Origin of the sequence: Micromonospora sp. NPDC085948, from assembly GCF_040686315.1 — a bacterium.
Taxonomy (GTDB): domain Bacteria; phylum Actinomycetota; class Actinomycetes; order Mycobacteriales; family Micromonosporaceae; genus Micromonospora.
The window spans coordinates 107,376-121,573 of the sequence record NZ_JBFBJW010000018.1 but is presented as its reverse complement, the minus strand read 5'-3'; the positions used below and the strand labels follow the sequence as shown (position 1 = coordinate 121,573).

The window sequence follows — 14,198 nt, the reverse complement described above, 5'->3', positions numbered from 1 at the left end:
GCTCAGCAGAGGAGCAAGACCATGCGTTCCCGTCCCCGTTTGTTGGCTCTCATCACCGGCCTGGCCGTGCTGGTGGCCGGCCTGATAACCCTGCCCACGCAGGCCTCGGCCGCACCGCTGACCAAGGTCCTGGTGTTCAGCAAGACCGCCGGCTTCCGCCACTCGGCCATCCCCAACGGCATCGCCGCGATCCAGCAGCTCGGCTCCGCCAACGGCTTCAGCGTGACCGCGACCGAGGATGCCGGCCAGTTCACCACCTCCAACCTGGCCCAGTACCAGGCGGTGGTCTTCATGTCGACGACCGGTGACGTCCTCAACGCCAGCCAGCAGACGGCGTTCGAGTCGTACATCGCCGGTGGTGGCGGGTACGTCGGCGTGCACGCCGCCGCCGACACCGAGTACAGCTGGCCGTGGTACGGCGCGCTGGTCGGGGCGTGGTTCGACTCGCACCCGGCGATCCAGACGGCGACCGTGAAGATCGAGGACCGCACCAACCCGTCGACCGCGCACCTGCCGAGCACCTGGTCGCGCTCCGACGAGTGGTACAACTACCGCACCAACCCCCGGTCCACCGTGCGGGTCCTCGCCAGCCTCGACGAGTCGTCCTACAGCGGCGGCAACATGCGCGGCGACCACCCGATCACCTGGTGCAAGACGGTCGGCAGCGGACGGGCGTGGTACACGGGCCTCGGGCACACCGAGGCGTCGTACACCGACCCGAACTTCACCCGGATGCTGCTCGGCGGCCTGCAGGTCGCCGCGGGTTCCGTGAGCGCCAACTGCTCGCCGGGGACGTCGCCGACCACCCCGCCGCCGACCACCGCCCCGCCGACCACCGCGCCGCCGACCACCGCGCCGCCGACGACGGCCCCGCCGACCACCCCGCCGCCCGCGGCCGTCGGTTCCACCCTGAAGGCTCGCGCCAACAACCAGTACGTGAGCGCGCCCAACGCCACCACCGCGCTGATCGCCAACAAGACCTCCGTCGGGACCAGCGAGCGGTTCGACGTGGTCAGCCTGGCCAACGGCAACGTCGCGCTGCGCGCCAAGAGCAACGGTCAGTTCGTCGCGGCGGAGAACGCCGGAGCCTCCGCGCTGATCGCCAACCGGGGCAGCGCCGGCGCCTGGGAGACCTTCCAGCTCGTCCGCAACTCCGACGGCACGGTGAGCCTGCGGGCCACGGTGAACAACCGTTACGTCGCGGCCGACAACGGTGGTGGCTCTCCGCTGATCGCCAACCGGACCTCCATCGGTCAGTGGGAGAAGTTCGACCTCGTCACCACCAACTGATCGCGTCTCGACGCGCTCTTCACCACCCCCACCTGGCCGTGGTGCGCCCCCGCACGCCCCGGCCCTGGTCGTCGAGAAAGGACGATCATGCTTTCGAACCCCCGGCGCTGGTCCCGGGCACTCATCGCGGCGGTCACCACCGTCGCGAGCGTGACCCTGGCCGTGGCCGCCGCACCGTCCACCGCGCAGGCGGTGGTCATCCCCGCCTCCGACTATCAGCAGGTCAAACTCGCCACCGGCTCCGCCGAGCTGGGTGAGGCCATGTCCCTGGCCGTGCTGCCCAACCGTTCGGTGCTGCACACCGCCCGCAACGGTGTCCTGCGGGTCACCGACGTGAACGGCAACACCAAGACCTCCGGCACCCTGTCGGTCTACACCCACGACGAGGAGGGGTTGCAGGGCGTCGCCGTCGACCCCAACTTCGCCACCAACCGGTGGATCTACCTGTACTACTCGCCGACGTTGAGCACCCCGTCCGGGGACGCCCCGACCACCGGCTCGCAGTCGGACTGGGACCGGTGGAAGGGGCACCTGCGGCTGTCCCGGTTCACCCTCAACAGCGACGACACGCTCAACCTGAGCACCGAGAAGATCGTGCTCCAGGTCGCCAACGACCGTGGGCAGTGCTGCCACGTCGGTGGTGACCTGGACTTCGACGCCGCGGGCAACCTGTACCTGACCACCGGCGACGACACCAACCCGTTCGAGTCGTCCGGCTACGCGCCCCTGGACGAGCGGACCAACCGCAACCCGCAGTTCGACGCCCAGCGCTCCGCGGGCAACACCAACGACCTGCGGGGCAAGGTGCTGCGGATCAAGCCGCAGGCGGACGGCACGTACACCATCCCGTCGGGCAACCTGTTCGCCCCCGGCACGGCGAACACCCGCCCGGAGATCTACGCGATGGGCCTGCGTAACCCGTTCCGGATGAGCGTCGACAAGGCCACCGGCGTCGTCTACCTCGGCGACTACGGCCCCGACTCCGGGTCCACGAACTCCAGCCGCGGCCCCTCCGGTCAGGTCGAGTTCAACCGCATCGCGGCACCGGGCAACTTCGGTTGGCCGTACTGCACCGGCAGCAACAGCAGCACCGAAACGTACAACGAATACACCTTCCCGTCCGGGCCGTCGCAGTCCAAGTACAACTGCACGGGCGGGCCGACCAACAACTCGTTCCGCAACACCGGCCTCGGCACGCTGCCCGCGGCGAAGCCGGCCTGGATCAAGTACGCCGGCGACTCCGGGTCGCCCTCGGAGTTCGGCAGCGGCTCGGAGTCGCCGATGGGCGGCCCGGTGTACCGGTACAACGCCTCGCTCAACTCCAGCATCAAGTTCCCGCAGTCGCTGGACGGCCAGTTCTTCGCCGGCGAGTACGGCCGCCGGTGGATCAAGCCGATCAAGGTCAACTCCGACGGCTCGCGCGGGGAGATCTCCAGCTTCCCGTGGAGCGGCACCCAGGTCATGGACATGGCCTTCGGCCCGGACGGCGCGCTCTACGTGCTGGACTACGGCACCGGCTCGAACAACCAGGCGCTCTTCCGGATCGAGTACATCGGCGGCGGCAACCGCAACCCGATCGCGGTCGCCTCGGCCAACCCCACCTCGGGGTCGAACCCGCTGACCGTCAACTTCTCGTCGGCCGGCTCCTCCGACCCGGAGGGTGGGGCGCTGAGCTACCTGTGGACGTTCGGCGACGGCACCACGTCGACGGCGGCCAACCCGACGAAGACGTACACCACGAACGGCACCTTCTCCCCCACCCTGAAGGTCACCGACCCGACCGGCCTGTCCGGCACGGCGAGCCTGGTCATCACCGTGGGGAACACCGCGCCGACGGTGACGCTGACCACGCCGGCCGACGGGCAGCTGTTCAGCTTCGGTGACACCGTGTCGTACCAGATCTCGGTGAGCGACCCGCAGGACGGCACGATCGACTGCTCGAAGGTGAGCCTGACCTACGCGCTGGGCCACGACAGCCACGCGCACCAGATCACCTCGAAGACCGGTTGCAGCGGCGCCATCACCGTCCCGACGGACGGGGAGCACGACTCCGCGGCCAACATCTACGGAGTCTTCGACGCCGCCTACACCGACAACGGTGGGCTCACCACGCACAGCATCAAGACCCTGCAGCCGAAGCACCGTCAGGGTGAGCACTTCAGCGCCCAGTCCGGTGTCCAGGCGACCGACCACACCAGCGCCGAGGGTGGCCGCACCGCCGGGTTCATCGAGAACAACGACTGGATCTCGTACCAGCCGTACAACCTGTCCAACGCCAACCGCATCACCGTGCGGGCGTCGTCGGCCGGCGCCGGTGGCACCATCGAGGTCCGGGCCGGGTCGGCCACCGGCACCCTGCTGGGCACCGTCACGGTGCCGGTGACCGGTAACTGGGAGACCTTCGTCGAGTCGTCCGGCACGATCAGCAACCCGCCGAGCGCGTCGACCGCGCTGTACCTGGTGTTCAAGGGCGGGTCCGGCTACCTGTTCGATGTAGACGCGTTCACCTTCACCACCGGCACCACCACCCCCAGCGGAGGTATCACGCTGCGGGCGCAGGTCAACAACCAGTACGTGTCGGCTGTCGGCACCAACCCGCTGATCGCCAACAAGGCCAGCGTCTCGACGACCGAGCAGTTCGACCGGGTGGACGCCGGCAACGGCAACATCGCCCTGCGCTCGCGCGCCAACGGGCTGTACGTGTGCGCTGACAACGCCGGCGCGAGTCCGTTGATCGCGAGCCGTACGACGGTCGGGCCGTGGGAGACCTTCACGATCATCAACAACTCGGACGGCACGGTCGGCCTGCGGGCGCTGGCCAACAACCAGATCGTGGCCGCCGAGAACGCCGGGGCGGGCGCGTTGATCGCCAACCGTACGTCGGTCGGGTCGTGGGAGAGGTTCATCCTGACCAGCTAGCCGGCGGTGCCCGGCCTGGTCGGCGGCCGGGGCTGCCGAACGGCGGGAGTCCGGGGCGGACGGTGTAAACCGTCCGCCCCGGTTCTTTTCTGGGCTAAGAGAGGTGGGTTGAGCGGCTGCTGGGTGGGCGTTCGCCGCGGCGGTGCAGCCGGCGCAACGGACCGGGTGGCCACGGTGGCTTGACAAGCACCCGGCTCCAGAGTGGACGATGCACCGTGCGGATTCTCGTGGTGGGTGGCAGTGGCCTGATCGGCGCTCATGTCGTGGACGTGCTGCGCGAGCGCGGCCATGCCACCACCACGGTGGCGCGGACCGCCCAGCCGGGGGTCGATCACCGCCTCGATGTCGGGTCCGCCTCGATCGAGGACCTGCGGCCGTTGCTCGCCGGTCACGACGGCGTCGTGTACGCCACCCGCACCGACGAGCAGCGGCCGCTGCGCAAGCCGATCTACCCGGAGTTCCGCCGCGACAACGTCGAACCGGTGGTACGCCTGTGCACCGCCGCCCGCCTGGAGGGCCTCACCCGCGGGGTCGTGATGGGCTCCTACTACACCTATTTCGACCGGCTGCATCCGCAGTGGCGGCTCGCCGAGCGGCACACGTACATCCGCTGCCGTGTCGAGCAGGCCCGGGAGGGGCGGGCGGCCGCCGGCCCGGATCTGCCGGTCGCCGTTCTCGAACTGCCCTTCGTCTTCGGTCGGGCCGGTGACCGGCTGCCGAACTGGGCCGGGCCGCTGGACCGGTGGGCGCGGTCGCGTACCCCGCTGGTGGTGCCGACCGGCGGAAGCGCCGCGGTCGCGGTGCGCAGCGTCGCCGAGATCGCGGCGGATGCCTTGGAGCAGGCCAGCGGCGCGGACATTCCAGTCGCCGACGAGAACCTGACCTGGGACGACATGATCGGGCGCATCGCCGAGGCGGTCGGCCGACGTCGCCGGGTGGGCCGACTGCCGGCCGGCGTGGCGAAGGCCGCGTTCCGACTCGGCGGCGCGTTGCAGGGCCTCGGGGGCAAGGAGTCGGGCATCAACGTGACCCACCTCGCGGGCCTTCTGCTCGCCGAGCTGTTCGTCGAGCCGACGACCGGCCGGTCACTGGACCCCGCGCTGCGCGAGACCTTCCCCGTCTAGGGCTGTCTCACCAGCGCGGCCCGCCCGCGCTGGACCGCGCGCCTGGCTCTCGGATGCCGGTGGTCGCGCCAGGTACGCGGTCTTGACGTCGGGCGCGAACCCGCAGGCGCGGTAGAAGGCGTGCGTCGCCGGGGTACGCGACCCCGTCATCAGCATCGCCTTGTAGCAGCCCGCGTCCCAGGCGGCCTGGAGGGTGCCGGCCATGATCTGCCGGCCGAGCCCGGTGCCGCGCCGCGACTCCTCGACGACCACGTTCTCGATCACGGCGTACGGCGACGCCGACCGGCTGAGGTTGGGGATCACGTTGAGGTACGTCGTGGCGACGACGACCCCGTCCAGTTCGAGGACGAACAGACGCAGCCCCGGTGTGTCCACGATCTGGTGGAAGACCTGCTCGTCGGATCCGTCGTCGAGCACCGGATCGTCCGGGTTCAGTTGCCGGTAGAGGCGGATGATCTGCGCGAAGTCATCAGGCCGAGCCGCACGGAACATGCCCCGAGCGTAACGAGGAAGCCGGAAGCCGCCACCGCGCGGGCACGCGCCGCGCCGCTAACGGTCGACGCGTCGGACACCACGGTAGACCGCCGTGATGACCACGAAGAGCGTGCCCACGAGCACGATGGTGATGGCGGCGTTGACCACCACGGGCAGGTCCCGAACCAGGTACTGCTTCACGTAGTTGCCGCCGAGAATGACACACAGGTAGACCCACCAGGGCGCCCACGTGCTCCTCTGCTCTTCGTTCCCGCTCACGTACTGCCCTCTCTCGATGTGGTTGTCCGGACCTCGACCCGTCGACGACGGCCGCGGCCAGCGAGGCGACACTGCGTCCACTCTGGTGCCGACATACGGCCGTGCCATCGACACCGGGAATGAAGAAGACCTCATCAGTTGGTACTACGACCGCCCACCTCGGCGAGTCACTTTCTCGTCATTGGCGGCCGGGTCTGGGCCTGTGGCAGGGTGTGGCGGTGCAGAACGTCGATATCCGCGCCGCCACTCCGTCCGATCTCGCGTTCCTGGTCGACATGCTGGTGGAGGCCGTGAACTGGCTGCCGGAGCGCGACTGGTCTCGCGAACGGATCCTGGCCGACCCCGCGCTGGCGCACTACGTCACCGGGTGGATGCGGCCGGACGACGTCGGGGTGGTCGCGGTGAAGCCGGCCGGTCAGCCCGTCGGCGCGGCCTGGCTGCGGCACCTGACCGCCGCGGACCCGGGCTACGGGTACGTGAGCGACGACGTGCCGGAGCTGACCATCGGCGTGGTGGAGTCGTGGCGGGGTCGGGGGGTGGGCCGGATGCTGCTGCGCGCTGCCCGGGATGCCGCACGCGCGCGCGGCATCCCTCGGGTGTCACTGAGTGTGGAGCGTGCGAACTTCGCGGCGAAGCTCTACGCCGCCGAAGGGTTCCGCACGATCGAGTCGTTCGAGAACGCGGACACGATGGTCACCGACATTCGCGCCTGACCCTCGCGGCGCTGGCCCTCAACCGAGCTGTTCGGCCAGGCCGACGATGATGCCCTCCGGACCACGGACGTAGCAGAGCCGGTAGCTGTTCTCGTACTGCGCCAACTCACCGACGAGTTCGGCCCCGTGCGGACGCAGGCGGGCGATGACGTCCTCGACGTCGTCGACGGCGAACATGATCCGACGAATGCCCAGGGTGTTCGCGGGCGCGTCCGCCGGCTCGGCCCGGACCGCCGCCGGCGTGTGGAACATCGCCAGCTCGACCTTGCCGTGGCCGTCCGGGGTCCGCAGCATCGCGACCTCCTGCCGAACGTCGTCGAGCCCGATCACCCGCTCTACCCAGCGCCCCTCGACCGGACCCCTGCCCTCCAACTCCATGCCGAGTTCGACGAAGAACGCGATGACCGCGTCAAGATCGTCGACAACGATGAGGACGTTGTCCATCCGCTGGATCGCCATGCCGGGCCTGCCTCTCCTTGGTGCGGCCCTGGTGGCCGCTCATCACTGGGACGGAACCGCCCGGCCGTTCTCGACGTCCCGGACCGTCGGGTTATCCGGGCTTCTGCCCAACCGATGACCGGTGCGCGTGTGCCAGCGGCAGGAGCACGGCATCCACGATGGACTCGATCTGCTGGTCGGTGCTCCTGTCCTGCCCGTTGACGCAGTTGTACGTCAGCATCGCGGGCCCGACCGTGGCGAACACCCTCGCCTGCGCCTCGTCAATCGTCGACGCGCCGCCGGTCGGCACGTCCCGGCGCAGCAGCGCCAGGATCTGCTCCTGGCACGGGTCGGTCACCCGAGCCTGGAAGAGGGCACGCAGCATCGTCACGTCGTTGCCGCTCCCGGCGGCGACCGCCTGGAACGCGGCGCCCCTGGACCCGAACAGTGCCGAGTCGAAGTACTGCAGCAGCATCAGCAGACCCGCACGCAGGGAGGTCGACTCCGGCACGTCGGGCGGCCCCGGCAGCAGGGTGCCCAGGGCGTCGCGGATGAGTTCGTCCCGGTTGTCCCAGCGGCGGTAGAGGGCGGCCTTGCCGGTGCGGGCCGCCGCCGCCACGCCCTCCATGCTGAGCTTGGCGTAGCCGACGGTGCCGAGCTGGTCGATCACCGCTTCGAAGATCGCGCGCTCGAGATCCGCACCCCGTCGCCGCCCCTGGACCCGGGCCGCCTGGTCCGCCCCTGCGGTCGGAGTCGTCATCGGTCACCTCTCTGCCTCCGCGCGCGGAGACAGCTTGTCACGGTCACACCGCGGCCCATATAGTAGACGGAAGCGTTCACTATTGGCTCACTCGTCTCCACGCTATTCAAGCAGGAGGATCCGTGTCGAGTTCACCGCCCCGCACCGCGGACACCACCCGGTCGTCGGCCCCGAGGACCGGCCGGGCGGCCACGCTGACCCTGACGATCCTGGTGTCCTGCGAGGTCATGCTGATGCTCGACGGCACCGTCATCAACGTCGCGCTTCCGGTGATCAGAGACGGCCTGGGCTTCTCCACCGCCGGCCTCTCCTGGGTGGTCAACGCCTTCCTCCTCGCCTTCGGCGGCCTGTTGCTGCTCGGTGGTCGAGCCGGCGACATCCTCGGTCGACGCCGGGTGTTCCTGGTCGGCATCGCGCTGTTCACCGTGGCGTCCCTGCTCGGCGGCCTGGCCCAGAGCGCGGAGTGGCTGGTCGCCATGCGGACGCTGCAAGGCGTCGGCGCGGCACTCGCCGGGCCGAGCACCCTCGCCCTGCTGGTCATCAGCTTTCGGGGCGCCGCACAGACCAGAGCGCTCGGCATCTACTCGTCGACGACCGCGTCGGCGATGACTCTCGGCCTGATCCTCGGCGGCGTCATCGTCACCCTGGCCTCCTGGCGCTGGGTGCTGTTCGTCAACGTTCCGGTCGGCCTGTTCGTGCTGCTCTTCGCGCGCCGATTCGTCGACGAGTCACCACGGACGGCCGGCCGTCTCGACCTTCCCGGGGCGGCGACCTCCCTGGTCGGCATGGTCGGCGTCGTGTTCGGGCTGGTGCGCACCGCCGAACACGGCTGGAACGACCCGCTCACCCTGGTCGGACTGAGCGTTGGCGTCCTGTCGTTGATCGCGTTCGTCGTGATCGAACGAACGGCACCGCAGCCGATCATGCCGCTCGGCGTGTTCGCCGACCGTTCCCGCGCGGGGGCCTACCTGGGCCTACTGCTGGTGCCCATGGTGACCCTGAGCATGCAGTTCCTCCTCATCCTCTTCGTGCAGGAGGTGTCCGGCTTCAGCCCGCTACAGGCCGGCCTCGCCTTCCTGCCGATGGCGGCCGGGCTGCTGGTCACCGCCCGGAACGCGGCCAGGCCACTGGGCAGATACGGCGCGAAGACGACGGCCGCCACGGGTGTCGTCGTACTCCTGATCGCCACCGCCTGGCTGACCACGATCACCGCCACCACCGGTTACCTCGCCGGCCTGTTCGGGCCACTGCTGCTCGCCGGCGCGGGCCTCGGCCTCGTGGCCGTTGCGCTCAACGTCACCGTCATGTCGACGGTGGACCCCGAGAACGCCGGGGCCGCGTCCGGGCTACTTCAAGCGATCATGATGGCCGGTGCGACACTCGGGGTGGCGGTCCTGTCCACGGTGTACACCTCGGTCGTCGGTGACACCCCGCAGGTCACGGGCGCCGCACCCACCGCGTCGCTCATCGCCGACGGCATGCGCAGCGCATTCCAGGTCAGCACCGGCATCGCGGTCCTGGCCCTGCTCACCGTGCTGTTCACGGTCGCGTCGCCGGCCGGCGGCCGGACCCGGTGACGGCGAGCCGCCCCCATCGACACCGACGCGGGCGACCACGCCGGGCAATCGTCATCGAGCGGCCCGGTCTGACGGGCGGGTTGGACCGACAATGCCAGCGCGGCCAGGCCGGGCAGGGAACAATGGACCCCGCTGCCGGTGCTGCGCGGCGGACACCCGGTGGGCCCGCGCCGACCGCGGTGGGAGGAGGACGCGATGCAGGCCATCCAGAAGATCCGCCACCGACAGGCCGACGTCGACGGCCTGGAGGTGTTCTTCCGCGAGGCGGGGCGGACCGGGCAGCCGGCCGTACTTCTGCTGCACGGGTTCCCGAGCTCGTCGCACACCTTCCGCGAGGTGATGCCCACGCTGGCCGACGTCGCGCACGTGATCGCACCCGATCTCCCCGGCTTCGGCATGTCCTCGTCGCCCACCGTCGACGAGTACGACTACACCTTCGAGAACCTCTCCCGGACGATCGAGAACCTGCTCGACCAGCTCGGCGTCGAGCGCTTCTTCGTCTACCTGCACGACTTCGGCGCACCGGTGGGATACCACCTGGCCACCCGCGCCCCGGATCGCATCCGCGGCCTCATCGTGCAGAGCGGCAACGCGCACGAGGACGGTCTCGGCGAGCAGTGGGACGACGCCAAGGCGTACTGGGCCGACCCGACCGACCAGCGGCGCGCCGCGCTGCCGGACTGGCTGACCTTCGCCGGGACCCGGGACCAGTACCTCGCCGGGCTGCCCGAGGACGTGCGTGCCTGGCAACCTCCCGAGTCGTGGCACCTCGACTGGGAGCGCATGCGACGACCCGGCAACATCGACGCCCAGTTCGCGTTGTTCACCGACTACGCCAACCACGTCGCCCGCTTCGCCGAGCTGGCCGACTACCACAGCGCCCACCAGCCGCCGGCGCTCGTCCTCTGGGGACGGCACGACCCGTTCTTCGACGTCGAGGAGGTCCTCGCCTACCACCGTGCTCTCGAACGGATGGACGCGCACATCTACGACGGTGGGCACTTCCTGTTGGAGACACACGCGGCCGAATGCGCCGAACTCATCCGGACGTTCGTGCTCGACAACGCCTGAGCTGCCGCGTGGTGCGGCGGGATCATCGACGTCTACCGGATGCGCACGGTCGGACCGACCGCGTACCGCAGGTGTTCGCCTGCCAGCACCCGATCGTTGGTCGGGCGTTGCGACAATCGTTCGATGGACGAGCAGTCATCGGTGCCGAACGGACCCGATGACCCGGCAGGTCGGACAGACGCGTCTCGGCGGGACGGGGTTTCCGTACGCGAGGCTCTCCGGCGCTCGTCGGTCGGCCTGGCCATCGGAGCCCTCCTCGTCCTGGCGCTGTCATGGATCTACGATGATGATGGTCTTCTCGCGATTCTCAGCGCGATGGGCTTCCTGCACCACCAGGACGACCGGCACTCGCGCCGGGCCATCGTCATCGCGTGGATCACCGCGGTACCGGTGGCGTTGGCTACCGCGGCGACACTGAAGGGGTGGCTACCCCAGTCCTGGAGCGGCATCCTCTTCGCCGGGCTCGGTTCCCTCGTCGGAGGCGTCAGCTACGCAGCCGTGACCCAGGCTGGCCACAAGAAACAGCAGGCACGCCGCTGACGGGTCGACGGGCCGGGCCGCCGCGGCCGTCCGGGGCGCCGGGTCATGGCGCAGCCGTCCGGCCATCGGGCGGTGTCGCCGTCTTCCATCGAAACTGGTGGTCGGGCTCGTCACGATGGTCCAGAACGCCAGCGCGCACCAACGCGTGCAGCATGTCGTAGAGTGCCGCACCAACCGGACTGTCCGACCAGAACACCCACTTGACCTGCAAGAACGTGTGATCGACAAACAGACCCACAGCCCTGCCCAAGGCGTACTGGGCGCCGTCCACGTCGGTCCAATCAGCGAGAGCGTCCGCCAGGCCCATGGCCACAGATCCTCGCACGCGAAACCGGGCCAGCCCCGGCAGCGCGACGGCGACCAGCCACGGATAACGGCTGTGGCAGCGGCACCCGATGCGGCAAGATCCTCGTGCGTGACACTCGTCCTGCCGCCGCGACTGACCGCATCGGCTCAGCGGTTGCGCGATACCGCCCATCGGCGAGGGCTGCCCACCGTGCAGCTCTCGACCTTCGAGGTGCCCGCCGGTGTGCACGCCGACCACCTGCACGCCGGGCCGACCTTCGCCGACGCCGTCGCCCCGCTGCTCGGGATCGCCCCGCTGGAGGCCCCACACGGTTGGCTCGCCGGGCTGCCCCGGGACGTCACGCTCCGGGAGATCACCCTGGTCCCGATCGACGAAGCGTACGAACTCCGCCGACCCGCATTCGTCAAGTCACCGAACGACAAGACCATCCGGGCCATGATCTATACGGACGGTTCCCGCCTGCCCGGCCCCGACGCCGTCGACCGACAGACTCCCGTACTCGTCAGCGACATCGTCGACTTCACCGCCGAGTACCGGCTGTACCTGCTCGACGGCGCAGTCCATGCCGCCAGTCAGTACGCCGAGCAGGCGCGGCTGCGCCTCGGCCCCGCAACAGCCGGTGCGCTCGCCTTCGGCGCTGACCTGGCGGCCGGATTCGGCCACACACTCCCCACCGCCATCGTGGTCGACGTGGGCGTCATCGACGGCCGTTGGGCCGTGATCGAGCCGAACGCGGCCTGGGCCAGCGGGTCCTACGCCGCCGACCCGGACCTGGTGCTCGACGTCGTCCTGCGTGCTGCCGGCCCCCGGAGCACGGTCAGTGACCATGATCGGCAGTTCATCCGGCCGTCCCAGCCGTAGGGGCGCATGGGGCGGTGACCGGCGAGATCACCTCCAGTGGAGACGACCGCAACCGACCGGTCTCGCCCACCGTCACGAGTGCGTGGAGCACTGGTCATGACACCGGTGTGCTGAGCCAACTCTCGATGCGTGGCATCGCGTCGCCGAGCGTCTTGGTGATGTGGTGTGCGCCGGTGAGCTGGGCGGCGGAGTGGGTGGTGGTCAGTGCGATCACGGTCATCCGCGCCGCGCGAGCTGCTTCGATTCCGGCCGGGGCGTCCTCGATGACCAGGCAACGCTCCGGCGGGGTTCGCAGAAGGTCGGCTGCGCGGAGGTAGCCTTCCGGGTCTGGTTTTCCCAGGGCGACCTGCGTGCTGTCCACAAGGACCGGGGGGTCAGGTAGACCGCCTGCTCGCAGTCGTTGCCGCACGGTAGGGGCTCGGCCCGAGGTCACCACACCCCACCGCCGATCCCGGATGGCCGTCAGCACGCTCGGGGCGTCGGGGTACACCGGGAAGGCGTCACCTTCGTCGGCCATGAAGTCGCGTACCACCTGGTATTCGGCTTCGGTGTCGAGGTGTGGAGCGACGACTGCGATGGTGTCGATCGGGCGGCGGCCGTGGGTGTGAGTCCAGACGGTCTCCGGGTCCAGGCTGTGGTGCAGCGCCCAGCGGTCCCAGATCCGGCGATACGTGGCGTAGGAGTCGACCAGAACGCCGTCGACGTCGAACAACACGGCAGCGCCGCGGTCGGCGTCTGCGCCGACGCGAGCGAGGGAGGTCATGGGTACGAAGTCCCGTCTGCCGCCTGCATCGCGCGGCACATCTGCTCGATGACGTCGACGGTCTGCGCCGTGAGTTCGTGGATGAGCCGGCCTGCTGGCCGGACGTCCCGGACGAGCTCGACCGATTGGCCGGCGTAGAGGGCCATGTCCGCCAGGGCGCCGGTCATGCCGGGTAGGGGCATCAGATCCCCGTACCGGTAATGGGCCTGGCCTGCGGCGTCGACGGCTACGACGTCGCCTTCGCCCGGACGCTCCGGCACTGGGGGTGAACCGGCCAGTTCCCACCGTCGCAGGGTCGGATTCCGCAGTGCGCGGTGCACGGCGTCGGGCCATCCGCCATCGAAGCAGTGGGTGTGGACGGCGTCCTCGGCGGTGGCAGCGAGGAGGTGTTGCCGATACAGCTGATGGGTGAAGGCTTCGGTGGTCGCCAGGAAACGAGTTCCCATCCATGCGCCCTGTGCGCCCAGGGCCAGGACGGCGGCGAGGCCGCGGCCGTCGCTGATTCCGCCGGCGGCCATGACCGGAATCGGGTGCACCGCGTCGACGACGGCTGGCACCAGAACCATGGTGGCGGTCTTCCCACGAACATGACCGCCGGCCTCCCAGCCCTGCGCCACGATGACGTCGACGCCGCAGCCGGCGGCGTGCACAGCCTCCCGCACGCTGCCGACCGTGTGCATGTGCACTGCACCGGCAGCACGGATCCGGTGGCTGACGGGTTCTGGATCACCCCAGAAGGTGGAGATGACCGGCACAGCCTCGTCCAGGCACACCGCCAGCGTGTCGATGACGGGAAAGTCCAGCACCAGATTCACCCCGAACGGCCGCGCCGTCCGCTGCCGAACATTGCGGATGCCGAGGCGCGCGCGTTCGGGACTCTGCCAGGTCGACGCCAGCATGCCGAGGCCACCGGCTTCGGCCACTGCGGCAGCCAGTTCGGGCGCCGCCGCGGAACCTATCGGCGCCTGCACCACCGGCACGTCGATACCCAACCGCTCACACAAAGCGGTACGCAACCTGGACGTCATGTGTGCCCGACCCCCTGCGCTTCGGAAACCGAATCACTGGCGAGGAGGTAGCGT

Annotated in this window: 14 protein-coding genes and 1 pseudogene; 8 read left to right on the top strand and 7 right to left on the bottom strand. The window is 69.7% G+C overall.

Annotated features, from left to right (window positions below):
• Nucleotides 1-21: 21 nt before the first annotated feature.
• From AB0O48_RS31395 to AB0O48_RS31385, 3 genes and pseudogenes are all read left to right on the top strand, one after another.
• Nucleotides 22-789 (top strand): annotated as a pseudogene (locus tag AB0O48_RS31395) (ThuA domain-containing protein); the annotation flags it as partial.
• A 588-nt stretch (nucleotides 790-1,377) separates the two neighbouring features.
• Nucleotides 1,378-4,209: a PQQ-dependent sugar dehydrogenase gene (locus AB0O48_RS31390; protein WP_365069530.1), complete on the top strand. Its 2,832-nt coding sequence runs from the start codon at nucleotides 1,378-1,380 to the stop codon at nucleotides 4,207-4,209.
• Between the two features lie 215 nt (nucleotides 4,210-4,424).
• Nucleotides 4,425-5,333: an NAD-dependent epimerase/dehydratase family protein gene (locus tag AB0O48_RS31385; RefSeq protein WP_357254218.1), complete on the top strand. Its 909-nt coding sequence runs from the start codon at nucleotides 4,425-4,427 to the stop codon at nucleotides 5,331-5,333.
• On the opposite strand, the gene AB0O48_RS31380 is transcribed toward AB0O48_RS31385, so the two are convergent.
• Both AB0O48_RS31380 and AB0O48_RS31375 read right to left on the bottom strand, forming a co-directional pair.
• Entirely contained in the window at nucleotides 5,295-5,825 is a 531-nt protein-coding gene (locus tag AB0O48_RS31380) for a GNAT family N-acetyltransferase (RefSeq protein WP_365069528.1), read from the bottom strand. The genes AB0O48_RS31385 and AB0O48_RS31380 overlap by 39 nt on opposite strands.
• A 57-nt stretch (nucleotides 5,826-5,882) precedes the next feature.
• On the bottom strand, nucleotides 5,883-6,086 hold the full coding sequence (locus AB0O48_RS31375) for a hypothetical protein (protein ID WP_357254214.1): 204 nt from the start codon (nucleotides 6,084-6,086) through the stop codon (nucleotides 5,883-5,885).
• A gap of 218 nt (nucleotides 6,087-6,304) precedes the next feature.
• Between AB0O48_RS31375 and AB0O48_RS31370 the strand changes: the two genes are divergently transcribed.
• A complete protein-coding gene (locus AB0O48_RS31370) occupies nucleotides 6,305-6,799 on the top strand; it encodes a GNAT family N-acetyltransferase (RefSeq protein WP_365069526.1) in 495 nt (164 codons plus the stop codon).
• Nucleotides 6,800-6,817: 18 nt separating this feature from the next.
• Here AB0O48_RS31370 and AB0O48_RS31365 read toward each other — a convergent pair whose 3' ends face one another.
• Nucleotides 6,818-7,258, bottom strand: a complete 441-nt coding sequence (locus AB0O48_RS31365) for a VOC family protein (RefSeq protein WP_357572602.1) — start codon at nucleotides 7,256-7,258, stop codon at nucleotides 6,818-6,820.
• Nucleotides 7,259-7,349: 91 nt separating this feature from the next.
• A complete protein-coding gene (locus AB0O48_RS31360; RefSeq protein ID WP_357254208.1) occupies nucleotides 7,350-7,997 on the bottom strand; it encodes a TetR family transcriptional regulator in 648 nt (215 codons plus the stop codon).
• A gap of 122 nt (nucleotides 7,998-8,119) precedes the next feature.
• On the opposite strand from AB0O48_RS31360, the gene AB0O48_RS31355 reads away from it, so the two are divergent.
• The 3 genes from AB0O48_RS31355 (at nucleotide 8,120) to AB0O48_RS31345 (ending at nucleotide 11,185) form a co-directional block, all read left to right on the top strand.
• Entirely contained in the window at nucleotides 8,120-9,574 is a 1,455-nt protein-coding gene (locus AB0O48_RS31355; protein ID WP_357572601.1) for an MFS transporter, read from the top strand.
• A gap of 195 nt (nucleotides 9,575-9,769) precedes the next feature.
• Nucleotides 9,770-10,645: an alpha/beta hydrolase gene (locus AB0O48_RS31350; RefSeq protein ID WP_365069523.1), complete on the top strand. Its 876-nt coding sequence runs from the start codon at nucleotides 9,770-9,772 to the stop codon at nucleotides 10,643-10,645.
• A 123-nt stretch (nucleotides 10,646-10,768) separates the two neighbouring features.
• Nucleotides 10,769-11,185, top strand: a complete 417-nt coding sequence (locus AB0O48_RS31345) for a hypothetical protein (RefSeq protein WP_365069521.1) — start codon at nucleotides 10,769-10,771, stop codon at nucleotides 11,183-11,185.
• A 43-nt stretch (nucleotides 11,186-11,228) separates the two neighbouring features.
• Here the strand turns inward: AB0O48_RS31345 and AB0O48_RS31340 are convergent, their stop codons facing one another.
• Complete coding sequence (locus tag AB0O48_RS31340; RefSeq protein WP_357254201.1) at nucleotides 11,229-11,492, bottom strand: hypothetical protein; 264 nt, start codon at nucleotides 11,490-11,492, stop codon at nucleotides 11,229-11,231.
• A 108-nt stretch (nucleotides 11,493-11,600) separates the two neighbouring features.
• On the opposite strand from AB0O48_RS31340, the gene AB0O48_RS31335 reads away from it, so the two are divergent.
• Nucleotides 11,601-12,353 carry an ATP-grasp domain-containing protein gene (locus tag AB0O48_RS31335; protein WP_357254200.1) on the top strand — a complete coding sequence of 251 codons (753 nt, stop codon included), beginning with the start codon at nucleotides 11,601-11,603 and terminating at the stop codon, nucleotides 12,351-12,353.
• 94 nt (nucleotides 12,354-12,447) lie between these two features.
• Here the strand turns inward: AB0O48_RS31335 and AB0O48_RS31330 are convergent, their stop codons facing one another.
• A complete protein-coding gene (locus tag AB0O48_RS31330) occupies nucleotides 12,448-13,116 on the bottom strand; it encodes an HAD-IA family hydrolase (protein WP_357254198.1) in 669 nt (222 codons plus the stop codon).
• On the bottom strand, nucleotides 13,113-14,144 hold the full coding sequence (locus AB0O48_RS31325; protein WP_357572598.1) for a nitronate monooxygenase: 1,032 nt from the start codon (nucleotides 14,142-14,144) through the stop codon (nucleotides 13,113-13,115). Before AB0O48_RS31325 ends, AB0O48_RS31330 begins: the two co-directional genes overlap by 4 nt.
• Nucleotides 14,145-14,198: the final 54 nt, after the last annotated feature.